At 46.3% G+C, this 23,765-nt stretch carries 27 protein-coding genes and 1 other annotated feature; of the genes, 4 read left to right on the top strand and 23 right to left on the bottom strand.

The features are described from left to right. Positions 1-9: 9 nt before the first annotated feature. From rplJ to BN1234_RS07735, 16 genes are all read right to left on the bottom strand, one after another. The gene (gene rplJ / locus BN1234_RS07665; protein WP_054956074.1) at positions 10-513 is read right to left on the bottom strand and encodes a 50S ribosomal protein L10; all 504 of its coding nucleotides are present in this window, start codon (positions 511-513) and stop codon (positions 10-12) included. A gap of 53 nt (positions 514-566) precedes the next feature. Further along, positions 567-724 (bottom strand) — a sequence feature (ribosomal protein L10 leader region). 69 nt (positions 725-793) lie between these two features. Then, positions 794-1,486 carry a 50S ribosomal protein L1 gene (gene rplA, locus BN1234_RS07670; RefSeq protein WP_054956075.1) on the bottom strand — a complete coding sequence of 231 codons (693 nt, stop codon included), beginning with the start codon at positions 1,484-1,486 and terminating at the stop codon, positions 794-796. 79 nt (positions 1,487-1,565) lie between these two features. Then, positions 1,566-1,991 (bottom strand): 50S ribosomal protein L11, encoded by a 426-nt coding sequence (gene rplK, locus BN1234_RS07675; RefSeq protein ID WP_054956076.1) that lies wholly within the window; start codon positions 1,989-1,991, stop codon positions 1,566-1,568. A gap of 69 nt (positions 1,992-2,060) precedes the next feature. Then, positions 2,061-2,594 carry a transcription termination/antitermination protein NusG gene (gene nusG, locus BN1234_RS07680; protein WP_054956077.1) on the bottom strand — a complete coding sequence of 178 codons (534 nt, stop codon included), beginning with the start codon at positions 2,592-2,594 and terminating at the stop codon, positions 2,061-2,063. 21 nt (positions 2,595-2,615) lie between these two features. Further along, positions 2,616-2,807, bottom strand: coding sequence for a preprotein translocase subunit SecE (gene secE, locus BN1234_RS07685; protein WP_013312170.1), 192 nt, complete (start codon positions 2,805-2,807; stop codon positions 2,616-2,618). A gap of 20 nt (positions 2,808-2,827) precedes the next feature. After that, entirely contained in the window at positions 2,828-2,977 is a 150-nt protein-coding gene (gene rpmG, locus BN1234_RS21825; RefSeq protein WP_006212941.1) for a 50S ribosomal protein L33, read from the bottom strand. A 334-nt stretch (positions 2,978-3,311) separates the two neighbouring features. Continuing rightward, positions 3,312-3,956 (bottom strand): RNA polymerase sporulation sigma factor SigH, encoded by a 645-nt coding sequence (gene sigH / locus BN1234_RS07690; protein ID WP_054956078.1) that lies wholly within the window; start codon positions 3,954-3,956, stop codon positions 3,312-3,314. A gap of 154 nt (positions 3,957-4,110) precedes the next feature. Next, a complete protein-coding gene (locus tag BN1234_RS07695; RefSeq protein WP_054956079.1) occupies positions 4,111-4,632 on the bottom strand; it encodes an NYN domain-containing protein in 522 nt (173 codons plus the stop codon). Positions 4,633-4,638: 6 nt separating this feature from the next. Further along, positions 4,639-5,385 carry a 23S rRNA (guanosine(2251)-2'-O)-methyltransferase RlmB gene (rlmB, locus tag BN1234_RS07700; protein WP_054956080.1) on the bottom strand — a complete coding sequence of 249 codons (747 nt, stop codon included), beginning with the start codon at positions 5,383-5,385 and terminating at the stop codon, positions 4,639-4,641. Between the two features lie 80 nt (positions 5,386-5,465). Beyond that, a complete protein-coding gene (locus BN1234_RS07705) occupies positions 5,466-5,912 on the bottom strand; it encodes a Mini-ribonuclease 3 (RefSeq protein ID WP_054956081.1) in 447 nt (148 codons plus the stop codon). After that, positions 5,909-7,315 (bottom strand): cysteine--tRNA ligase, encoded by a 1,407-nt coding sequence (cysS, locus tag BN1234_RS07710; RefSeq protein WP_054956082.1) that lies wholly within the window; start codon positions 7,313-7,315, stop codon positions 5,909-5,911. Before cysS ends, BN1234_RS07705 begins: the two co-directional genes overlap by 4 nt. A gap of 23 nt (positions 7,316-7,338) precedes the next feature. Then, positions 7,339-8,037, bottom strand: coding sequence for a serine O-acetyltransferase (cysE, locus tag BN1234_RS07715; protein WP_054956083.1), 699 nt, complete (start codon positions 8,035-8,037; stop codon positions 7,339-7,341). 427 nt (positions 8,038-8,464) lie between these two features. After that, positions 8,465-9,928 carry a glutamate--tRNA ligase gene (gene gltX, locus BN1234_RS07720; RefSeq protein WP_054956084.1) on the bottom strand — a complete coding sequence of 488 codons (1,464 nt, stop codon included), beginning with the start codon at positions 9,926-9,928 and terminating at the stop codon, positions 8,465-8,467. 35 nt (positions 9,929-9,963) lie between these two features. Next, positions 9,964-10,452 carry a 2-C-methyl-D-erythritol 2,4-cyclodiphosphate synthase gene (ispF, locus tag BN1234_RS07725; protein WP_054956085.1) on the bottom strand — a complete coding sequence of 163 codons (489 nt, stop codon included), beginning with the start codon at positions 10,450-10,452 and terminating at the stop codon, positions 9,964-9,966. Positions 10,453-10,468: 16 nt separating this feature from the next. Then, the gene (ispD, locus tag BN1234_RS07730; RefSeq protein WP_054956086.1) at positions 10,469-11,155 is read right to left on the bottom strand and encodes a 2-C-methyl-D-erythritol 4-phosphate cytidylyltransferase; all 687 of its coding nucleotides are present in this window, start codon (positions 11,153-11,155) and stop codon (positions 10,469-10,471) included. 83 nt (positions 11,156-11,238) lie between these two features. Next, on the bottom strand, positions 11,239-12,327 hold the full coding sequence (locus tag BN1234_RS07735) for a PIN/TRAM domain-containing protein (RefSeq protein ID WP_054956087.1): 1,089 nt from the start codon (positions 12,325-12,327) through the stop codon (positions 11,239-11,241). A gap of 222 nt (positions 12,328-12,549) precedes the next feature. Between BN1234_RS07735 and BN1234_RS07740 the strand changes: the two genes are divergently transcribed. Next, positions 12,550-12,945 carry a nucleoside triphosphate pyrophosphohydrolase family protein gene (locus BN1234_RS07740; RefSeq protein ID WP_054956088.1) on the top strand — a complete coding sequence of 132 codons (396 nt, stop codon included), beginning with the start codon at positions 12,550-12,552 and terminating at the stop codon, positions 12,943-12,945. Between the two features lie 110 nt (positions 12,946-13,055). Here the strand turns inward: BN1234_RS07740 and pssA are convergent, their stop codons facing one another. The 7 genes from pssA to BN1234_RS07775 form a co-directional block, all read right to left on the bottom strand. Then, positions 13,056-13,784 (bottom strand): CDP-diacylglycerol--serine O-phosphatidyltransferase, encoded by a 729-nt coding sequence (gene pssA, locus BN1234_RS07745; RefSeq protein WP_156337170.1) that lies wholly within the window; start codon positions 13,782-13,784, stop codon positions 13,056-13,058. Between the two features lie 48 nt (positions 13,785-13,832). Then, positions 13,833-14,909, bottom strand: a complete 1,077-nt coding sequence (disA, locus tag BN1234_RS07750) for a DNA integrity scanning diadenylate cyclase DisA (protein ID WP_054956090.1) — start codon at positions 14,907-14,909, stop codon at positions 13,833-13,835. A gap of 13 nt (positions 14,910-14,922) precedes the next feature. Further along, a complete protein-coding gene (gene radA / locus BN1234_RS07755) occupies positions 14,923-16,290 on the bottom strand; it encodes a DNA repair protein RadA (protein ID WP_054956091.1) in 1,368 nt (455 codons plus the stop codon). Positions 16,291-16,472: 182 nt separating this feature from the next. After that, the gene (clpC, locus tag BN1234_RS07760; RefSeq protein ID WP_054956092.1) at positions 16,473-18,926 is read right to left on the bottom strand and encodes an ATP-dependent protease ATP-binding subunit ClpC; all 2,454 of its coding nucleotides are present in this window, start codon (positions 18,924-18,926) and stop codon (positions 16,473-16,475) included. 165 nt (positions 18,927-19,091) lie between these two features. Beyond that, complete coding sequence (gene mcsB / locus BN1234_RS07765) at positions 19,092-20,162, bottom strand: protein-arginine kinase McsB (RefSeq protein ID WP_054956093.1); 1,071 nt, start codon at positions 20,160-20,162, stop codon at positions 19,092-19,094. Positions 20,163-20,245: 83 nt separating this feature from the next. After that, complete coding sequence (gene mcsA / locus BN1234_RS07770) at positions 20,246-20,764, bottom strand: protein-arginine kinase activator protein McsA (RefSeq protein WP_054956094.1); 519 nt, start codon at positions 20,762-20,764, stop codon at positions 20,246-20,248. Between the two features lie 29 nt (positions 20,765-20,793). After that, positions 20,794-21,255: a CtsR family transcriptional regulator gene (locus BN1234_RS07775; RefSeq protein WP_054956095.1), complete on the bottom strand. Its 462-nt coding sequence runs from the start codon at positions 21,253-21,255 to the stop codon at positions 20,794-20,796. A gap of 419 nt (positions 21,256-21,674) precedes the next feature. Between BN1234_RS07775 and BN1234_RS07780 the strand changes: the two genes are divergently transcribed. The 3 genes from BN1234_RS07780 (at position 21,675) to BN1234_RS07790 (ending at position 23,672) form a co-directional block, all read left to right on the top strand. Next, the gene (locus BN1234_RS07780; RefSeq protein WP_054956096.1) at positions 21,675-21,983 is read left to right on the top strand and encodes an ArsR/SmtB family transcription factor; all 309 of its coding nucleotides are present in this window, start codon (positions 21,675-21,677) and stop codon (positions 21,981-21,983) included. After that, a complete protein-coding gene (locus tag BN1234_RS07785) occupies positions 21,984-22,682 on the top strand; it encodes an SRPBCC domain-containing protein (protein WP_054956097.1) in 699 nt (232 codons plus the stop codon). 174 nt (positions 22,683-22,856) lie between these two features. After that, positions 22,857-23,672 (top strand): DUF4362 domain-containing protein, encoded by an 816-nt coding sequence (locus tag BN1234_RS07790; protein ID WP_054956098.1) that lies wholly within the window; start codon positions 22,857-22,859, stop codon positions 23,670-23,672. The last annotated feature ends 93 nt before the right edge of the window (positions 23,673-23,765 follow it).

Here is a 23,765-nt window from a genome sequence, read left to right on the forward strand (position 1 = left end):
AAAAGTTGCTTATGCGCCTTGTTCTTCTTTTTCAGCAACTGCTTTAACTGCAAGCGCGAAGTTCCGCACTGGAGCTTGAAGCACGCTGAGGAGCATGGACAAGAGACCTTCGCGGGACGGAAGTTCCGCAAGCGCCTTAATTTCGTCCTCTCCAACAACACGGCCTTCTACTACTGCGCCTTTCAGTTTCAGAGCGTCGTTCTTCTTAGCGAAATCATTCAAGATTTTCGCAGGAGCGACAACATCCTCAGTACTGAAAGCTACAGCCGTTGGACCCGTCAACACTTCATCCAGCTCAGTCAGCTCTGCAGCTGCTGTTGCACGGCGAAGCAGGGAGTTTTTCAATACTTGAAATTCGATGCCAGCTTCACGAAGCTGCTTACGCAGTTCAGTTACTTGAGCAACGTTCAATCCACGATAGTCAGCTACAACAGTTGTCGCACTTTCGCGAAACTTAGAAGTAATAACGTCAACCGCTTCTTGTTTAGCTTGAATCACTTTTACGTTTGCCAATGTCTACACCTCCTGATTGTATGGTTAGCTGGGACCTCAAGGGCCACCATCCTACGGGCACTAAAAAAGCCTCCGTAGAATCACGAAGGCCTGATGGATCATCATTATGCTGGTCACCCGAACATACTGCTGACGTTCTATCATAACACCTCGGTAGGAAATTAAGCCAGCTAACGGCACCTACTGTCTACGGTAAGCATATTCAACTTTAATGGTCAGTCACTAGGACTCACAACTGTTATATAATATCAAACCAAGACAAGCAAGTCAATGGTAAATATTATTTGTAAGCAGCTGTGTTCACGCGAACGCTAGGTCCCATTGTCGAAGATACAGCGATGCCTTTAAGGTATACACCTTTAGCAGCAGCTGGCTTCGCGCGGTTCAATGCATCCAAGAGAGCCTTAAGGTTCTCATTAAGCTTAGCTGCATCAAAGGACGCTTTACCGATTGGCGCGTGGATTTGACCTGCTTTGTCAAGACGGTATTCGATTTTACCAGCTTTAATTTCTTGAACAGCCTTGGAAACATCGAATGTAACCGTTCCAGCTTTAGGGTTAGGCATCAGACCTTTACCACCGAGCAGACGGCCCAATTTACCGACTTCACTCATCATATCAGGTGTTGCTACGCAGACGTCGAATTCGAACCAGCCCTGTTGAATTTTGTTGATCATGTCTTGATCCCCAACAAAATCAGCGCCAGCCGCTTCGGCTTCCTTCGCTTTTTCACCTTTTGCAAATACCAGAACGCGTTGCGTTTTACCTGTACCGTGAGGCAGAACTACTACACCACGAACAGCCTGGTCTTGTTTACGAGGGTCTACACCCAAACGTACAGCCACTTCAACAGTTTCGTCGAATTTGGCAACAGCTGCCTTCTTCACCAGTTCAACGGCTTCTGAAGGCTCATAAGTTGCTTCGCTGTCAATCAGCTTAGCAGCTTCAAGGTATTTTTTACCGTGTTTAGCCATGATTGTTTATCCTCCTTTGTGGTTTTAGCGGAAATTCCTCCCACATGTTCCGGATCTGATCCGGTTTACCGAAAGACGATTAGTCTTCGATTGTGATACCCATACTACGAGCAGTACCTTCAACCATCAACATTGCAGCTTCAACAGATGCAGCGTTCAAGTCAGGCATTTTTTGTTCTGCGATTTGACGAACCGCATCACGTTTAACAGTTGCCACTTTCTTCTTGTTTGGTTCGCCGGATCCTTTTTCGATCTTGGCAGCCACACGAAGCAGGACAGCAGCCGGTGGAGTTTTGGTGATGAATGTAAAGGAACGATCCTCAAACACCGAAATTTCAACCGGAATGATCAAACCAGCTTGATCAGCAGTACGAGCGTTGAATTCTTTACAGAATGCCATGATGTTGACACCTGCTTGACCCAATGCTGGACCTACTGGAGGAGCCGGGTTCGCTTTACCTGCAGGAATTTGCAGTTTTACCATTTTGATAATTTTCTTCGCCATGTAAGACACCTCCTTGCATCAATAGTGGTAACGGACATCCCATGTCCTACCACAAGAAACCTGAAGTATTTATAACTTCTCCACTTGAGTATAATCCAACTCCAGCGGGGTTTCCCGCCCAAACATGTTGACGTGAACCTTAAGCTTACTCTTTTCAGCCAAAATCTCTTCCACGGAGCCCACGAAATTCGCAAAAGGACCAACCTTGATACGAACTGATTCTTTGATTTCGAATTCAATCTTCGGTTTCGGTTCATCCATGCCCATATGCTTCAGAATCTGTTCCACTTCTTCCGGAAGCAAAGGCGTCGGTTTTGAACCGGAGCCTGTCGAACCAACAAAACCTGTAACTCCAGGCGTATTGCGGACAACATACCAAGAATCATCAGTTTGAATCATTTCGACCAAGACATATCCCGGGTAAACTTTACGCATAACGGTCTTTTTCTTACCGTCTTTGTTTACAATTTCTTCTTCCATAGGAACAAGAACGCGGAATATTTTATCCTCCATGCCCATGGACTCGACACGTTTTTCCAAATTGGCTTTGACTTTATTCTCATACCCTGAATAGGTATGAACTACGTACCATCTTTTTTCCATATCAAGCCACCTGGGACCCTTCTAAATTATCGCTTCGATCACAGCGGAAATGCCGATGTCTAAAACCCAAAAATAAATTGTGACAAACGCAATGGTGCCGATAACGATGAGAGTATAGTTCGTCAGTTCTTTACGATTGGGCCAGCGAACTTTTTTAAGTTCCGCCCAGCTTTCAGAGAAAAAGGAAAACAGAGACTTGAAACTACGTTTCACGCCGACTACACCTCCAAAAACTATCTGGTTTCGCGATGAGGAGTTTGCTCGTTACAGAACTTGCAAAATTTCTTCATCTCCATGCGGTCGGGGTGATTTCGCTTGTTCTTTGTGGTTGTGTAGTTTCTTTGTTTGCAGCTTGTACAAGCCAAAGTGATAATTACCCGCATGATTTGCACCTCCCGAAGACGTCCTTCTTTATCAGAAGAACCCATATTAATCCTAGTAGAAAATCCGTTGTGTCCTGTAACAGACAGTCGAAATTCCTGCGAGATGAACAAAACCGTTGTTCCATCGCTGTAACAACGTTCCCATTCAAAAACACGCGAATTTAGGCCTACCTAAAACACTTTATCACATGGTTGAAGCCATTTCAAGCCTTTTTCTCTCTGAAAGCAAGCTGCATTTACTTACCATTATGTTCATACTTGGAATAAATGAAACAACAAAAATTGAATTGAAGTAAAAAAAGGCTCGATCTGAGCCTTTAACGATTGCATCTTTCTAATTATCCCTAACCTCCAAATACCGCTCAAGCTTACGCTTTACCCGTTGGAGGGCATTATCAATAGATTTGACATGACGCCTTAAATCTACCGCGATTTCTTGATAGGAACGTCCATCCAGATAAAGCATCAAAACTTTCCGTTCCAAATCGCTCAGGATCTCAGACATCTTATCTTCCAATCCTACAAACTCTTCCTGGTTAATCAACAGTTCTTCCGGATCACATACAGCCGTACCGCATATAACATCAAGCAGTGTTCGGTCTGAATCTTCGTCATAAATCGGCTTGTCCAGCGATACATAGGAATTAAGCGGAATATGCTTCTGTCTCGTTGCAGTCTTAATGGCCGTGATGATCTGCCTCGTTATGCACAACTCAGCAAAAGCCTTAAACGACGAGAGCTTGTCCCCTTTGAAATCGCGAATCGCTTTATAAAGTCCGATCATGCCTTCCTGTACGATATCTTCTCGGTCTGCACCTATCAAGAAGTAAGACCTGGCTTTAGCCCGTACAAAGTTCCGGTACTTATTGATCAAATATTCAAGCGCCCCGCTGTCACCTTCACGGACCGCCTCAACCATGTCTTCATCACTTATCAAATCATACCCCGATATCATGATTTCTCTGAGGTCGACACTCAATTAGAATCCCTCCGGCCCGGAACGCACGGTACCCCGCCACTCGCTTGAAATATATGTCAAGTATATATGATGTATATAAGACCGTCAACCACATCAGGGTGAATAAAAAAAAGAAATGTAAGGGTTTTCCCCGTCTGGATTCAAATAATTGAACCTATTCGCGGCGCCAGCGTTCAAACATGAGACGGACATCGGGGCTTAGTTTATTATCCAGGGTGTTCCTTGTCGACTTGGATTGGTCCTCTTTAATTTTTTGGGCAATTTCCTTCTCGCTTTGCTCCACTTGATTGAGCAGCTCTCTTGCAGAGATCCGAAAAGCACCTAGCGCAAATATAATATGCTGTTCCATCAGATCACTCGTCGCAACATAAATTTTACGCCTACGGTGGCTAAACTCAACAACAAGCCGTTCAATACATTCATCAGCGGTCTCTTTTTCCTTCGTGAAATATACCTGCACCTTCCCTTGAGTAAAAGATTTACCCAAACCGGGTACCCGGTATGCGTCAAAAATAGCAATGACACGAAGCCCCGAGAAAGCTTGGTAATCTGCCAGTTTCTCCAGAAGAGCATCCCTTGCCTCCTGCATGCCGATATTAGCGAGCTCCGCGAGAAACGGCCATCCGCCGATCATGTTATATCCATCGACCAGCAGTATATCCCGCCAATCGGCCATCTCTTTCTAACCTTCGAGACGGCGGCGGAGGACTTCATACATGATAACACCGGCAGCAACCGAAGCATTCAGCGAGTTGATCTGGCCAGCCATCGGGAGCTTAACAAGAACATCGCATTTTTCCCGAATCAGTCTGCCCATGCCTTTGCTCTCATTACCAATCACGATGGCAACCGGGCCGTTAAACACCTGGGTATCATAAATTTCTTCTACGGCATCCACAACCGTTCCGACGACCCAAACGCCCATCTCTTTCAGCTGCTCTATTGTTTGTGCCAGATTCGTAACTCTCGCAACCGGCACGTATTCAACAGCGCCAGCAGAGGTTTTAGAAACCGTCGCCGTAATCTGGGCAGACCGTCGTTTGGGCAAAATGACCCCGTGAACTCCTGTACAATCTGCTGTTCTCAATATCGACCCAAGGTTATGCGGATCTTCAATTTCGTCAAGAATCAGCAGGAACGGAGGTTCACCCTTGTCTTCAGCGATCTTCAAAAGATCATCCACTTCTGCATAGGCATAAGGAGCTGCCTGCGCCACAACACCCTGGTGCTGCACCCCTGGGACAAGCTGATCCAGCTTGCGTTTATCCACATTTTGAATCACGATCCCAAGTTTTCTTGCCTCAGCAATGATTGGCGTAATCAAATGTTTCTGAGCGTTATCCGCAACCCAAATTTTATTGATTGTGCGTCCGGAACGGAGCGCCTCGGTTACGGAGTGTTTACCGGCAATTATTTCTTCATCCTGCATGTTATTCTTCCTCCTGCAATACCGGCTAAAGGCCCGCCATTCAAGGCCCGCGGTTTGATTTATACTCTCACTGCCTGCTGCTATGATTCAGCAGGACTCTCCATATAGTCAATAGCCAGCTTAATTAATTCCTGAAGTCGTTTATGTTGTCCAGCGTAATAAAGGTAACCAACCAGACTCTCAAAAGCTGTAGCGTGCCGATATTCCAGAACATCAGCATTCTTGGGTATACTTCCGGATTTAGCGTTCCGGCCCTGCCGTACAATGTCGTGTTCCTCCTCTGTTAAGATTGGTTCAAGGAATGACAATATACGACTCTGCGCTTTGGCAGATACAAGGCTTGTGGCCTTGCGATGCAAATGATGGGGGCGAAGATTGGGCAGGGATATCAAATACTGACGGACTGCAATTTCATAGATGGAATCCCCAATGTAAGCAAGCACGATGGGGGGAATGAGACGGACAGGCCTGGAAGGAGGATAAGGAAACCATCCGCCTTCCAATTTCTCGCTGCCTGTGCTGCTCATTTACGGCGCCAGCGCATACCCTGCGCTGTATCCTCTAAGATGATTCCCTCAGCCAGTAAGCGATCCCGGATTTCATCAGCACGTGCCCAGTCCTTATTTTTGCGTGCCTCTGCTCTCTCCTCAATTAACCGTTCCACATCTTCATCAAGAAGCTCATCTGCCGTTGTATCCACAATGCGCAATACTCCATTCATTTCTTCAAAGACAGACAGGACAGCCTGCAAATCCTCCGCTGGCACGGAAGCCTTCTGAAGAATATGATTCGCTTCTGTCGCCCATTGGAACATGGCGGTAATGGCATCCGGCGTATTGAAATCATCCTGCATTTTGCTATGGAAATCAGCAAGCACATCGGACATTTTGGAGATGACCTCAGCTCCCGCTTTACCTTCCGGAGATCCAACTGCCGTTTCAAGACGATGCTTGATGTTACCTGCTGCATTCGCGATCCTGTCCACACTGTTCTGAGCCTGCTCCATCACTTCGTCGCTGAAATTCAGCGGGTTACGGTAATGGGTCGACAGCATAAAGTAGCGAATCGCTTCTTTGGTATACTGCTTACGCAGATCTTTAACCAATACCCCGTTACCTAGAGATTTCGACATTTTCTCATTGTTTATTCGGATATAACCGTTATGCATCCAGTAATTCGCCAGCGGTTTACCTGTCAAGGCCTCTGACTGGGCTACCTCGCACTCATGATGGGGGAACTGCAAATCCTGTCCGCCCCCATGAATATCCAGCGTATCACCCAAATAGCGGCGGGCCATTGCAGAGCATTCAATATGCCAACCCGGACGTCCGTTACCCCATGGGCTTTCCCAGAAGATTTCCCCTGGCTTAGCAGCCTTCCACAGGACAAAATCCTCCGGATTTTCCTTACGCTCGTCCACTTCAATCCGGATTCCAAACTGTAATTCATCGAGCTTTTGCTGCGACAGCTTGCCATAGTCGTCAAACTTGCGTGTCCGGTAGAACACATCCCCGCCATTTTCATAGGCGAAGCCTCTCTCAATCAACTCTTCAATAAAGCGGATAATATCCTCCATATTCTCAGTAACACGAGGATTTATGGTCGCACGCGGTATACCAAGCCCATCCAGATCTTCAAAGTACGCAGAAATAAATCGATCCGCCACTTCCGGCACTGTTGTTCCTGTCTGCTCCGCTTTACGGATCATTTTGTCATCCACATCGGTAAAGTTAACGACATATTTGACCTCATTACCCTGCTGTTCGAAATAAGCACGCACGACATCAAAAAAGATCATAGGCCGCGCATTACCGATATGAATATAGTCGTAAACCGTCGGTCCGCACACATACATACTCACTTTTCCAGGCTCCTGCGCTGTAAAGTTCTCTTTGGTACGGGTCAACGTGTTATAAATTTGAAGTGCCATCTATCAGGTCACGATCCTTTCTGTTATCGCTTTTGTAAATCTCTTTGTAAGGGGACCTCTATACGTTCCGCATCCGAAGCCGCTGTTTGATCTGTTTTTTGTGCTAATTCCCTGCGCAGCTCATCAATTTCTTTCTGCATGCTGCGGAGTGTGTCCACGATTGGGTCAGGAAGATTGGTATGATCAAGGCGATCACGGATACGCTCACCGTTCTGCTTCACGATCTTCCCAGGGTTACCGACAACCGTACTGTTCGGAGGAACTTCACGAAGCACCACGGCATTGGAGCCGATATTACTGTTCTCGCCGATCGTAAAAGACCCGAGCACCTTAGCGCCTGAACCGATAACCACGTTGCTGCCGATCGTAGGGTGACGTTTCCCCTTCTCTTTCCCTGTGCCTCCAAGGGTTACGCCTTGATAAATGACGACATTATCACCTATCTCACAGGTTTCACCAATAACGACTCCCATCCCATGGTCGATAAAAAACCGCTCGCCGATCTTAGCACCCGGGTGTATTTCAATACCAGTCATAAACCGGCTGAATTGCGAAATCATTCGAGCTAAGGAGTACCAGCGCCGTTTGAACAAGGCATGGGCTATCCGATGCGCCCACACGGCATGCAGACCCGAATACGTGAACACCACTTCGAAAACCCCTCGGGCAGCCGGATCATTCTCAAATACGGTTCGTATATCCGACTTTATTTTCTTGAACATGAACGAACCTCCTCCCCCATTTCGCCCCACAAGAATCGATATTCAATAAAAAACGCCCCTGCAGCCATCGCTGCAGAGGCGTCAAACACGCGGTTCCACTCTGCTTAAACCGGCTGACATCCTCCCAGGGCCAGGGATGGATAGCACGGTCCAACTTCAAGTCGTTAACGGTGACGGCCGGTATGATCTAACGCATGAAATCCCGCTTCAACCATACAGCTCACAGGCGCATTTCCGCTTTCGGCAGCGGGATAACTCACAGCCTGGAAGAATCAAGCTTCCTTGTTCTCTTCCGGTTATCCTCTCTGAATCGTGCCTTATACTACACGTACTTCTCCTGATCGTAGCTTTTCGATCTTTACTTGTTTATATATTACCCAAAAGACCGTTTCCTGACAAGAAGTTATCAATGATAGATCAGGACCTGTTAAGCACCCTTGATCTGGGAACGCAAACGGTCAAGCACACGGTCTTTTCCAAGCAGCCAGATGGTCTGATTCAGGTCACGACCATGTGTCTGCCCCGTCAAGGCTACACGAATTGGCATAAAGAGTCCTTTACCTTTAACTCCTGTTTCCTTCTGAACCTCTTTGATCAGAGCAGCAATAGTGGATGCCGTAAACTCCTCTGCATTTTCCAGCTTGGTGAGGAAAGCTGACAGCACAGCAGGAACCTGCTCTTCGGCAAGAATAGTGATTCCTTCCTGGTCAAGTTCAAGATGTGTGCGGAAGAATACTTCAGACAGATCCACAATCTCGGAAGCCGATGTCATCTGCTCTTGATAAAGAGCTACCAGCGCGCGTGCCCAAGCATCTTCCTCCGGCGTCAATTTTGCAGGGAGACGAGATGCACGCTGCAAATGCGGGATGGCAAGATCCGCAATCCGGTCCGGATCAGCCTGCTTGATATATGTGTTGTTCAAATGCGCTAATTTATTCGTATCAAATACGGCCGGGCTCTTCGAGAGACGGTTCGCATCGAAAATCTCGATTAACTGCTCTCTCGAGAAGATTTCTTCTTCGCCTTCCGGGGACCAGCCCAGAAGAGCGATGAAATTGAACAAGGCTTCCGGCAGGTATCCGAGCTGATCATACTGTTCGATAAACTGAATGATCGACTCATCCCGCTTGCTCAGCTTCTTATGATTCTCCCCGACGATCAGAGTCATATGAGCGAAGCGCGGAGGCTCCATGCCAAACGCTTCATAGATCATCAGCTGACGAGGAGTATTGGAGATATGGTCCTCACCCCGGAGTACATGGGTGATTTTCATGAGATAATCATCAATGGCAACCGCAAAATTGTATGTCGGTATACCGTCTTTTTTCACAATGACAAAGTCGCCCATTTCCTTCGTGTTGAAAGAGATCGTACCCTTCACCATGTCATCAAACGTATAGACTTTATCCTCCGGAACACGGAAACGGATGCTGGCAACCCGTCCTTCCGCTTCAAATGCTCTGCACTGTTCGTCCGTCAGGTTCCGGTGTTTGCCGGAATAACGCGGGGTTTCGCCGCGGGCCGTCTGCTCCTCGCGCTCCTTCTCCAGCTCTTCCTCCGTGCAATAGCAGCGATAAGCCAATCCGCGATCAAGCAGGTCCTGCCAATATTTGCGGTAAATGTCCAGGCGTTCAGTCTGGCGATAAGGACCGTATTCGCCCCCTACATCCACACTTTCATCCCAATCCATGCCAAGCCATTTCAAGTATTTAAGCTGGCTTTCTTCCCCGCCTGCCACATTGCGTTTCACGTCCGTATCTTCAATACGGATAATAAATTTACCATTGTGCTTGCGTGCGTATAAATAATTGAATAATGCCGTTCTGGCATTGCCGATATGTAAATGTCCCGTTGGACTCGGTGCATAGCGCACACGGACTTCTTCGGTCATTTCTAACCCCTCCGTTCGCTTTCTCAAAGATTCTTTCAAGATGATAGCATACCTTTAACAAGGCACACAATAGATTGTGCGGCGATCCCCTCGCCCCGGCCTGTAAAGCCAAGCTGTTCTGTTGTTGTCGCTTTGACGTTGACTTGTGCTTTGTCTGCTTCAAGTGCTTTTGCGATAATCTTGGTCATCTCAGGAATGTATGGGGCCATCTTCGGCTGCTGGGCAATAATGGTGCTGTCTACATTGCCTAGACGGTAACCTTTTGCCTTCGCCATCTCCCATACCTGCTCCAGAAGCTTCAGACTGTCGGCATCCTTGAAATCCGGATCTGTATCCGGAAAATGGCGGCCGATGTCCCCGAGCCCTAATGCACCCAAAATCGCATCTGTAATCGCATGAAGGAGCACGTCAGCATCCGAATGACCTGCCAGACCTTTTTCATACGGAATGGTAACCCCTCCAATAATGCATGGCCTCCCTTCCACAAGCTGATGCACATCAAATCCCTGGCCTACTCGAATCATCAGTATCTCTCCTTGCTTATAGCTTCTTATTTTTCAAAAATGCGGCATACTCCAAGTCTTCCGGTGTTGTAATCTTGATGTTTGTATACTTCCCTTCCGCCATAGCAACAGGAAGTCCCGCTCTTTCCAGGAGCATTGCATCATCGGTACCCAAAAATCCTTCCCGCTCTGCAGACTCATGGGCTTCCAGCAGGTCGGAAAGACGAAAAGCCTGTGGGGTTTGAACAGCCCACAGACTATGACGCTCAGGAGTAGCTGTAATTAGCCCCTGCCCGTTCACCTGCTTGATCGTATCCTTTACAGGAACACCGAGAACAGCCGCTCCTTCACGCAAAGCGGTCTCACGGCAGCTCTCGATCTCCTCGCGGGTAACAAATGGTCTGACACCGTCATGAATCATTACCCATTCTGTATTCATTTGCTTGATGCCTTGGTAAACAGACTCTTGGCGCTCGCTGCCACCCGGAATCACTGCCGACACCTTGTCCAGCCCATAATCCTTCACCCAGGCTTTACAGCGATCCACGTCACCGCTTCCGGTAACCCAAACGATCTCATCAAGCCAAGGCAACTGGTTAAAAGTATCTAATGTATGCACAACGATGGGTCTGCCCTCGATTTGCAAAAATTGTTTACTTTCACGGGTTCCCATTCGTTTACCTTTACCTGCTGCCACAATGACAACCCCGAAGCTGTTACTCATACGAAAACCCCTATCTTCACCCGGCAGTAAAATCTAGTCGTTACAACCGGGAACGGATATGTACATCTTCCATCATACCCCGTTTACTGGGCTTTTTCCAATAGTTTTGGTTTCGCAAAAATCATCCGGCCTGCTGAGGTCTGCAGCACACTTGTCACAAGCACTTCCATCATCGACCCGATATATTCACGCCCGCCTTCTACGACAATCATGGTTCCGTCATCAAGATACGCCACACCCTGACCGTGCTCCTTGCCATCCTTGATAATCTGGACCAGGATTTCTTCACCCGGCAGCACGACCGGCTTGACCGCATTCGCCAAGTCATTAATATTCAGCACCGACACACCCTGAAGTTCGCATACCTTGTTCAGATTGAAATCATTGGTAACCACTTTGCCCTGAAGAACTTTAGCCAGTTTAACCAGCTTGCTGTCCACCTCGGAAATTTCTTCGAAATCTCCTTCATAAATAAGGACCTTTACATCCAGTTCTTTCTGGATTTTGTTCAAAATATCAAGTCCACGCCGGCCGCGGTTCCGTTTCAGAAGGTCAGACGAATCTGCGATATGCTGTAACTCTTCGAGCACGAATTCCGGAATAACAATGGTTCCCTCAATGAATCCTGTTTTGCAAATATCAGCAATCCGTCCGTCAATAATTACACTGGTATCCAAAATCTTGTGCTCTTCAATTCTGCGCGCTTCCGGCTCTGTGCCTTGACTCCATTTTCCAGACATCCAGAGCGAAGCGAGCTCCTGCTTCTTCTCGAGGCCAATTCGCAGCCCTACATATCCCCCAAGCAGGGTGATACCTACCTGAAGAAATCTTCCCCCTTGTCCCAGCCATGTCAGACTAGGCGATAACAGCAAAGATATCAACAGGCCTCCCAGTAATCCTGCTGTGCCTGCTGCAAGGTCAGTCATCGGAATCCGTGAGAAGGATGCAATCATAGCTTGAAGCTTCCCGTCAAATTTTTCTGCGGTCAGAATGGTGATCATTCCAAACAACAATCCTCCAAGCAGTGCAAATATGCCGCTTCCCCCGGTAATTACTCCTTGACCGAAGAGTGAGGATACTTCGGGGAACGACCGCTCCACCATTTGATATAACGTATATCCACACCATGCACCGCATAATACCGTAAATGCTAAGATAGCTTTTTTTAACATGAGTTCCCACACCTCCTAATTCAATTCATCATGGTATAATTACCAGTATGGTCCATTTTTCAGAGGTGTAATCGTGGTCATTCTTTTTTTTCTGAAATTGAAGCCACGAGCATCAAATTCTTCAAACAAGAAAATAAAGAGACTCATTTAGTTGAAATCTCCTAAACGGCTGGAATATAATGAACACAATTCATAATAACGATATCGAGGTGGATGATAATCATGAGCGCTCCTAGTTTGCAGGCTTTTCAGGATCAAGTTTCCGAATTGTTGCTCCGTCACCGCAGTCTTCTAGATGTGCTGTCCAAAACAGGGCAAAGCAATGCGTCCGTTAATCGCGCTGTCACCAAAGCTATTACGGAATGCGGCTGTATCGAACTGCATGCCACGAAGCAAAGCTTCGATATGGGCGCTGACCTCGAACAGGCTAAACAACTCGCAGGTACCCACGTTAATGGTCAATTATGCGAAAATTGCCGGGAAGCCGTCAGTTCTGAGATTGGCCGTAATTTATTCTATTTGTCGGCTATGGCCAATTTACTGGATATTCAACTGGATGAAGTCGTGGATAAAGAATCCCAGAAATGTTCAACGCTTGGCTTGTTCAATCTGTCTTAGGCCCCTTTGAATACAGTTGGTCATTTCAAATGCATATAACAAAAAAAGCACTTAACTTCTTGCCGCAAGGCAGAGAAATTAAGTGCTTTTTATTATATTTAGGCTATAGATTAACGGTCTGAGGAATGATATGCCTCATCTGATTTATGGTCCTCTTCCCGATGTCTGCGGTTCAGCTTGCGGAAGCTCTGTTTCAAGCCGTATCCCGCATAAATAACGAGAGGGACAAAGATCAGCATAGAGGTTTGTTCCGGAAAGAATACCGCCACGATTACCGCTACGATAATCACGATCGGCGTATATTTAATCGCCTTTTTAGGAAGCCCGATTTTTTTGAAGTTAGGATATTTAACGCTGCTGATCATGAGATAAGATAACAGTAACATGGCAATAATCATATACGGTGCAGTAATCTCTTCGTGGAACAGTGCTAATGTCGAAAGCACACCACCTGCCGCCGGAATGGGCAGACCGATAAAATATCCTGGAATCCCCGGACGCACATTAAACCGTGCCAATCGCAGAGCACCACACATCGGAAAAATAGCGGCAACCGTCCATGCAAATGCATGATTCAGATCCGAGAGAGCCACCGTGTACATAATCAGAGCGGGAGCAACCCCAAACGAGATTACATCGGATAAAGAGTCCAGCTCTTTACCAAATTCACTCTGTGCATTCAGTGCACGAGCAACGCGCCCATCCAAACCGTCGAGAAGCATAGCAATAATGATCATGATGGCAGCCATACTGGTCTTGCCCTCTGTCGCCAAAATAATGCCAATCATTCCGAGAAACAGATTACCGAGAGTAAACATGTTCGGAATTGACTTCGTCATTTGTATATTCACCTCATTAATTCTTCGCATTCATTGATTGTATGAGATTTACATTTGTCTGTCAATGAATACTTGCTCTTGCAATCTTTTCAATCCATCCTTAATCGTGCGCGCCCGAACCTCGCCAATTCCATCAACTTCATCCAATTCGTCAATTGTAGCGGACATAATTGTCGTCAAATCTTCAAACCGATCCACCAGATTACGAATAATCACATTAGGCAAACGAGGGATCTTGTTCAAAATCCGGTAGCCGCGCGGGGAAATTTCCTCCTCCGAAGCAGCGGCTGATGACGGATACCCGAGAATCCGGATAATGTGATGAATATCAAGCAGCTCATCATCCGTCAATCGTTTCAGGGACAGAATAATTTCACGAATCTTTTCCTCGCTGTATTCACGTGCATAGTCAGAATACAGCAGCCAAGCTTCTTCTTCAATGTTGCTGACCAGCTCATCCATCTGCATACTGATCAGGCGTCCTTCATTACCCAGCTCGTTGATATACCGTTTAATCTCCTTCTTGATACGGAGCACCATCTCAACCCGCTGGATAACATTCACAACCTCGGGAATCGTAACCATCTCTTCAAATTCTGATGCGGAAAGATTGGTCAGGGACTGATTAAGCACCATTCCATATCTCTCTAACGTTTGAATCGCCTGGTTTGCTTTGGTCAAAATAACGCCAATTTCCTTCAGGGCATAACGTAACGAACCCTGATACAAGGTAATTATATTCCGTCTCTGGGAAATAGATACAACCAGTTTACCTGTCTGCTTCGCAACACGCTCTGCAGTACGGTGCCGAATTCCCGTCTCGGAAGAAGAAATCGAGGAATCCGGAATCAATTGTGTATTCGCATATAAAATTCGCTTAAGATCTTCACTTAATATGATCGCTCCATCCATCTTCGCCAGCTCATACAAATAGTTAGGCGAGAAATCACAATTGATGGAAAAACCGCCATCGACGACTTCCATAACCTCTGGACTGTACCCGACAACGAGCAGTGCACCAGTCTTTGCCCGAAGCACATTCTCAAGCCCGTCGCGGAATGGCGTCCCAGGCGCCACCAGCTTCAGAAGATCATTCATTTTATCGAGTTGGCTCGTTTCTTTCACTTTAGTATGCCCCCTAATCTAACGCAACAGCTAGTGCATCTGCAACGGTATTGACTCCAATAATTTGTATGCCCTTCGGATGCTTCCATCCCTTCAGGCTTTTCTCTGGCATAATAACTCGTTTGAACCCAAGCTTCTCCGCCTCTTTTACCCGCTGCTCAACTCTTGAAACGGCGCGAACCTCCCCAGTCAACCCAACTTCACCAAATATAACATCATAAGGCTTGGTTGGCATATCACGAAAGCTCGAAGCGATACTAACCGCAATCGCCAGGTCTACCGCAGGCTCATCTAACTTAACTCCGCCGGCAACATTCAGGTATGCATCCTGATTTTGAAGGAACATGCCCATTCGTTTCTCAAGCACGGCAATAATCAGATTCATCCGGTGATGATCGATTCCTGTGCCCATTCTTCGCGGCGATGGAAAATGAGTAGACGAAATGAGCGCCTGGAGTTCGACCAGAACAGGCCTTGTGCCTTCCATACTTGCTACGACCGTTGAGCCGGCAACACCAAGGGGACGCTCTGACAGAAACAGCTCTGACGGATTACCAACCTCACGCAGCCCGTCTTCTCCCATTTCAAAAATGCCCATTTCGTTCGTTGATCCGAATCGGTTCTTTACCGCCCGAAGGAGCCGATAGGTGTGATGGCGTTCCCCTTCAAAATAAAGAACACAATCCACCATATGCTCCAGCAATCTCGGACCCGCTATAGCGCCTTCCTTCGTAACATGGCCTACAAGCACTGTTGCAATTCCCTTAACCTTAGCAATGCGCATGAATCTTCCTGTACACTCACGGACTTGAGCCACACTGCCGGGTGCACTGGTCACATCAGGCTGGTAAACAGTCTGTATTGAATCTATAACAACAAACTGAGGCTGTACGTTATCAATCGCTTCCTCAATTGTTTCCAGATTAGTCTCACATAGAACGAATAATTCGGATGACAAGGCTCCGAGACGATCCGCGCGAAGTTTTGTCTGGCGGACCGATTCTTCACCTGAAATGTATAATACCCGAAGTCCGTTTTTGGCAAGCTGATTAGACGTTTGAAGCAGCAGCGTTGATTTACCGATTCCCGGATCGCCTCCTACAAGCACAAGAGATCCCGGGACCAGTCCTCCGCCCAGCACACGGTTCAATTCCGTAATACCGGTCTCAATTCGCGGTTCTTTACCACTTTCTATATTTATGATCGAAACGGGCTTTTCTTTACTATGAAAAATAGGAGAATTCATCCCCTGTGTCTTGATAACCGTCTCTGTTTCTTCCACCATTGAATTCCAAGCCTGACAACCTGGACATTTCCCGTACCACTTCGGCGATTCATATCCGCAGTCGGTACAGAAGAATTTCGTTTTTGTTTTTGCCATGAGCTCTCCTTTATGATGCGCAACCTTCGCCTTGATTCGTCAAAATCCCTCAAAATCAAGCATTAATCAAAGTTTACCATTTATTATAATTCTTCGTAAAGATCATTCAAAAACTTTATGTGTTACAAAAAGAAACCCCGCCGGAAGTAAACCAGCGGGGCACTCTCTAGATGGCGTTATTATTATTCGGACTTGGTTTCGTCAGATTGTTTAGCCTTCTTCGTAACAGTCAATTCACCGTTCTCCTCATCGATCAGAAGCTCATCGCCCTTCTCGACATTGCCCTTCAGGAGCTCTTCAGACAAGCGGTCCTCAATATGCTTCTGAATAGCTCTGCGCAGCGGTCTTGCCCCGAATGCCGGGTCATACCCTTCCTTCGCAAGGAATGCCTTCGCTTTATCCGTAAGCTCGAAATCTACATTGAAATCGCTCAGACGCTTGCGAAGCTCTTCAGACATCAGGTTTACAATCTCCGCGATGTGCTTCTCCTCAAGGGAATGGAACACGATGATTTCATCGATCCGGTTAAGGAATTCAGGACGGAAGCTCTTCTTCAGTTCATCCATCACTTTATCCTTCATGTTGTTATATTCTCTGCCTGCATCGCTGACAGCGGTAAATCCAAGGGTAGAATTACGTCTGATTGCTTCTGCCCCCACGTTCGAAGTAAGGATAATCAGTGTGTTACGGAAATCAACAACCCGGCCTTTAGAGTCAGTCAAGCGACCATCCTCCAACACTTGAAGCAAGATATTGAATACTTCTGGGTGTGCCTTCTCGATTTCATCGAGAAGAACAACGGAGTATGGCTTCCGTCTAACTTTCTCCGTTAACTGTCCACCCTCATCATATCCTACATATCCAGGAGGCGCCCCTACAAGACGGGAGGTTGAATGCTTCTCCATGTATTCGGACATATCAATCCGAACCACAGCATTCTCATCACCAAACATCGCTTCAGCCAAAGCTCTTGCAAGCTCCGTTTTACCTACACCTGTTGGTCCTAGGAAAATAAATGAGCCCATTGGACGCTTCGGATCCTTCAAGCCTGCGCGTGCCCGGCGTACAGCCCGGCTTACAGCCTTAACGGCCTCTTCCTGGCCAATAACACGGTTGTGCAGTATATCTTCCATGTTAAGCAGGCGATCCGTTTCTTCCTCTTTCAATTTATTGACAGGAATGCCGGTCCAGTTCGCTACGACATCTGCGATATCGTCAGGAGTGACCTCGGAATCCGTACGGCCCTGCTTCTCTTTCCATTGATTTTTCGTGATTTCAAGCTCTTCTCTGAGCTTCTGCTCCGTATCCCGAAGAGCTGCGGCTTTCTCAAATTCCTGGCTTTGAACAGCTGCATCCTTCTCTTTACGGATATCTTCCAAATGAGCTTCCTGATCCTTCAGATTCGGCGGAATGGTGTACGTATGCAAACGTACCTTCGAGCCCGCTTCATCAATAAGGTCGATTGCTTTATCCGGCAGGAAGCGATCTGTAATGTATCGGTCTGACAATTTTACAGCCTGCTCAATCGCTTCATCGGTAATCTTCACCCGGTGATGGGCTTCATAGCGATCACGCAATCCATAAAGAATCTGAATCGCTTCTTCCGGTGAAGGCTGATCTACCGTAATCGGTTGGAAACGACGCTCAAGCGCTGCATCCTTCTCGATGTACTTACGATATTCATCCAGCGTTGTTGCACCGATACATTGAAGCTCTCCACGTGCAAGAGAAGGCTTCAAGATGTTGGATGCGTCAATTGCTCCTTCTGCACCGCCTGCACCAATCAGAGTATGCAGCTCATCGATGAAGAGAATAATGTTGCCTGCCTGACGGATTTCATCCATGATCTTCTTCAGTCGATCTTCAAATTCACCACGATATTTGGTACCCGCAACAACGGAACCCATATCCAGAGTCATGACCCGCTTGTCACGCAGAGTTTCCGGAATTTCATTGTTGATAATCTTTTGAGCGAGTCCTTCAGCGATTGCTGTCTTACCTACACCCGGCTCACCAATCAGAACAGGATTGTTCTTGGTACGGCGGCTAAGCACTTGAATCACACGCTCTATTTCTTTACTCCGGCCGATAACCGGATCCAGATTGCCCTCTTTGGCAATCGCCGTCAGGTCACGTGCCAGACCATCCAGCGTTGGCGTACTTACATTTTGCGGCTGTCCATGATGACTTGAAACAGCCTCACTGCTGCCAAGCAGCTGCAGTACCTGCTGACGGGCTTTATTCAAGCTAATGCCCAGGTTATTGAGCACTCGGGCTGCAACACCTTCACCTTCACGGATCAAACCGAGCAAAATATGCTCTGTTCCAACATAGGTATGACCCAGTTTACGGGCTTCGTCCATTGAAAGCTCAATGACTTTTTTAGCTCTAGGGGTATATGCGATATTTGTCGGCTGCTCTTGTCCGCGGCCGATCAGTGTTTCTACTTCATCCTGTATCTTCTCAAGTCCCAATCCGAGACCTATCAATGCTTTAGCGGCAATGCCGTCTCCTTCACGGATGAGTCCCAGCAGGATATGCTCTGTACCAATGTTATTGTGACCCAAGCGCACAGCCTCTTCCTGAGCTAATGCCAGCACCTTTTGCGCTCGTTCCGTAAATCTGCCAAACATCATAGTATTGCACCTCCACGAATGATTATTTACAACTCGCAATAACGAAAAAAAATATCCAAGACGTTCTAATGTGCAATATATAGATTCGCTTTGCAATGCTCCCTCTATATACCGCTGATTTTAAACCGCTTTTTCATATTTTGCAAAATACCTCATTAGATAGCTTTATTCATGCCCTCTACTGAATGTTTCCCGGATTAATCTTGCCCGGTATACATCCCGCTCATTTTGATTCAATGTTTCACCGTATCTTTTTTGCAGAAAACCAGGCTGTGTCATGACGTTCAGCTCATTCATCACGGAGCTTGGAGGCCCATCCAGAATTCCCAGATCAACCCCAAGTCTTACGTCTGACAATCGCTGTGCTGCTTCCTTTGAGTCCATGACCTGGGCATAAGATAATATACCGTAGGAACGCATGACACGATCGGTAATCCGCAGCTTCGATTCGCTCAACAATCGTTCACGCGCATTCTTCTCATGTTCTATGATTTGTAAAGCCACACTGTGCAGATTATCTATGATTTCAGATTCGGTCTGTCCCAGCGTGATCTGGTTGGAGATCTGGAACAGATTGCCCACAGCCTCACTGCCTTCACCATAAATGCCGCGTACGGTAAGGCCTACCTGGGAGACTGCGGACAGAATGCGGCTGATCTGCTGGGTCATCACAAGTGCAGGCAGATGCATCATGACTGAAGCACGGAGCCCTGTACCGACATTCGTCGGACAGCTTGTTAGATAGCCTCTTTTATCGTCAAATGCATAATCGACCTGGCTTTCAAACATATCATCCAGCGTTGTAGCTCTGTCCCAGGCTTCTCGGATCTGAAATCCCGGGTACAGGCATTGGATTCGGAGATGGTCCTCCTCATTAATCATAATGCTTACTGATTCATCCTCATTCAGCATTACTGCACCGTTTCTGGACTCATTCGCCAGGTTTGGACTAATCAAATGCTTCTCAACCAGCACTCTCTTATCCAGCTCTTCAATTTCATCTAAGCGGATGGTATGAAACGGACCTAACTCTTTCAATTGTTCCTGGTCCTTCAAAACCCCGCTCAGGCGCTCAAGTACTTCTTCCGACTGATCATTAGTTGCCAGCAGCGGAAAAGGAATATGCTGCAAGTTGCGCGCCACCCTGACCCGGGTGCTGATGACTATATCAGAATCCTGTCCGTTTCCACGCATCCATGTGCTGAGCGCTTGCTCAGTGAACCGGAGATTCGACATCACGCATTCCTCCTACCTTCAGAGCATTTTGCAAAATCCGATTTACGGTGCTCTATTTATAAGATCATTAGTATCTTTTCATTTTAAGCCAAACTCTTCTCGAGCTCGCGAATTTGGTCACGTATTTCAGCTGCGGCTTCGAATTCCTCTTGCACGATTCGATACTGCAGCTCCTTCTTCAGCTCATCGATTTTACGTTTCACCTGGATCTTGCCACCGCTGCGTTTAGGTATCTTGCCTACATGCGTGGTGTTACCGTGAACTCTCTTAAAGAGCGGGTCCAGACGATCGGAAAAGTATTTATAGCAAGAGCTGCATCCAAACCTACCCAGCTTGCTGAACTGCGAATAGGTCATACCGCATTCCTCACAACGGAGAGCCCCGGGACCACTTGATCCTGGAGAATGACCTTTCCCTGCAGGATCGAGGTCAAGTAAGCCTGACAAAAGGCTGTGAATCGAGAATCCATTAGAGGTACCCGGAATCAATTCGCCTTTCTCCCGGGCACAAGCCTCACAGAAATGGAATTCTGTCTTCTCTCCGTTCACAATCTTGGTGAAATGGAGCGTCGCTGGACGTTTACCGCATTCTTGACACACCATTGTTCATGACCTCCTTAATTAACACAGCGTCATTTACCTAACAAAGAAACAAGCATCGCCTTCATAATTCTTGCGCGAAGCTCATCCCGGAAAGGAAGCTTTACATTCAGGCATTCCCTTGAGATAGCTGCCCGCATAAGACAGGCTTCACGCGTTGTTAAAAATCGCGACTCCTCCAGCTGGTAAATCAGTCCTTCCGCTACCGTCTGATCAATGAAATCACCTATTGTATGATGCAGATGATGGTGAAGTGCTGTATGTTTTGGGAGCTCAATACGCTGTATACGTATATAGCCTCCTCCGCCGCGCTTACTCTCCACCAGATACCCCTTCTCCAAAGTAAAGCGGGTACTGATGACATAGTTAATTTGGGAAGGAACACATGAGAATTTCTCGGCCAGATCGTTGCGCTGGATCTCAATCGTTCCCTCTGTGCTTTCTTGCAAAATACCCTTCAAATATTGTTCGATAATATCAGAGATATTACGCATATTCATTCATCCTCCACTGCTTGAAACGCTAAGCCCGTAATGATCTCACACGTCCGAACAGAGCCTTGCCATTACGTTATTTTTTAACCTGCTAACTCTTATTTGAATCGGTTGCGGCTGACTTTGACTTTCTTTGACTTTAATCTTATTATAGCATACTTTTTTGTTTTGCCAAGGGCTCCTCTGTTAGTCTAACCGATGCCAGGTAAAAATATTCCGGATGAGGGTCTTTTTCAATTCGGATAAAACCATCTCGTTTATTTGTACATTTTGTACGCCGTAACAAATGCATACCGCTAGATGCCAATGAATGCGATCTGGACGTGATTCTACTAACAACGGTTATACCACTTGACATTCCATAAGATGGATAATATACTCCACATATAACCAAAAGGTTATATGTGGAGGTCTTATGTATGACTGATTTTTACCGTGCCATTTCAGATCCTATCCGGCGCCGGATTTTGAAGATGGTTGCTCATCAAGAGAAAACACAAAATGAAATCGTAAAAAAGTTCCTTATCTCACAACCCGCAGTGAAGAAACACCTGGCAATTTTATTAGAGGAACAACTCATTTTAGAACGAAGGGAAGGAAAGTACTGCTACTATCGACTGAATACTCATGCATTTCAACATCAATATGAACAGCTTCAGCAAGAGCTTGGTTTAATCATGGAGAGCAAACTGAGTGATTTGAAAAGCTATTTAGAGGAGGATTCTTGAATGGAGGCATCATTTTCAACCGTTAAACGCGAGATTATTATTGAAACGACACCAGAGCGTGTATGGCATGCACTTACTATTCCTGAGGAACGTAACCGTTGGGAAACGAGAAACTGTACGATCGACCTTAGAGTAGGTGGAATCATTGAATTGGACTATGGATGGGGTGTCAGCTATACCGGTACCATTCAGGAGCTTGCTGAGAACAGCAGGCTCGTGATTGCAGATCAAGATGGCGAACTCACCATTTGGACCCTTGAACCTCATCATAAAGGGACACTCGTTGGCATCGAATATACGGGGTTTTGGGCTGGTGATTTAGGAATAATGTCGATGGAAAATATGGCTTATGGTACCTATCGTTTTATGAAGAATATGAAACAAGTGTTTGAAGAAGGTTCAGACCTACGGTCGTCCTTTTGGAAAAGCTGGATCGGAGTGAATCATATCACTTACCACGAAGCTGATACCCATGGTGTTAAAGTAGTCCAAATCAGTCAGGGTACTCCTGCGGAGGGCATCTTACATATAGGGGATATTATCACTCAGGCCAATGAAACGATGGTACGGAATTACGATGAGTTTGAGGAAATAGTAACTTCGATGGAACCTCAGGTACATTTAAAAATCACGTTTATTAGAAACGATCAACTATGTAATGCTGATTTATGTACTGTCCCCTTTGGTCAGAGACATTAGGAACTATAGGCTCGATAAAATAAAAGTCTTAAGTCATGGATAGCCTCCTCGGGAAGCCATCCATGGCTTTTATTATGAGGCTAACTTTCTCTCAAATATCTGTAACCTATTTCCAGTTCACTTCGTCTATAGGGATAGATTACAACAAAATAATGAAAGAGGGAGTGTTTTCACTTGAGTAAGCTGCGGTACCTTACCCCCTTTGTCTTTCTCCTATTCCTTACATTTATACTCGCTGGATGCTCTGAACCTGATGTCGATAAAGAAAAGGATGTCATCAGTATGCACGGGAAAATTATGAATATTGAAAAGCTGGATGCCTTTATAGAAAAATCTACTGGTACCCAACGAGTCGTTCATTACACGATTGAGGGCGATCCGATCTTTTATGTGCTACAGCATAAGGGAAATGAAATACGGGTGAAATATGATAATAGGCAAGACAAATTTGGTACACCTCAAGTGAATAAGTATACCTGTAATCAGCTACAAAAAATCGATGGAGAACACTTACTTTACTACAAATTGACAGGATGTAGTGGGGACAGAAATGAAATCGAAATTCTTGAGGTTCCTTATGATGTTTCCCAGACGGATACTTTCGACTTTGTCTTAAAATACGGGGTGAATTTAGCCAATCAAATTGATTCAGTTGAGGGGAAATTAGTAAAGGATCTGCAGAATGGGGAAACCTCGACAGTATCTGATTTTCAGTTTACTCCTGCAGAACGTCAAGCCATATACAAGCAAATGGTTCTGGGCAATTACATGGAAGAAAAACAACTATCAACTACCTGCAATAAAAAGCCGCATGAAGCATACGACCTCACGGTTTACATCAACAATCGTGTCCTTCATTATGAATGGTCAGAATGTGATAAGAGTACGGATGGAAAAGAGATGTCTTCTCTCATCCATGGAATTATCGATCTCGTAAAAGAGAAAGACGTGTATAAGCAGCTACCCCCAGTTAAGGCATACTATGAATAGGGTTTCGATCTCCAAAATCCATATCTAAACAACAAAAGAGCCATCGCTGTTTAATCAGCAATGGCTCTTTATGTGCTTGGCGACGTCCTACTC

This window comes from Paenibacillus dakarensis, from assembly GCF_001373415.1.
Classification (GTDB): Bacteria; Bacillota; Bacilli; order Paenibacillales; family Paenibacillaceae; genus Paenibacillus_AQ; species Paenibacillus_AQ dakarensis.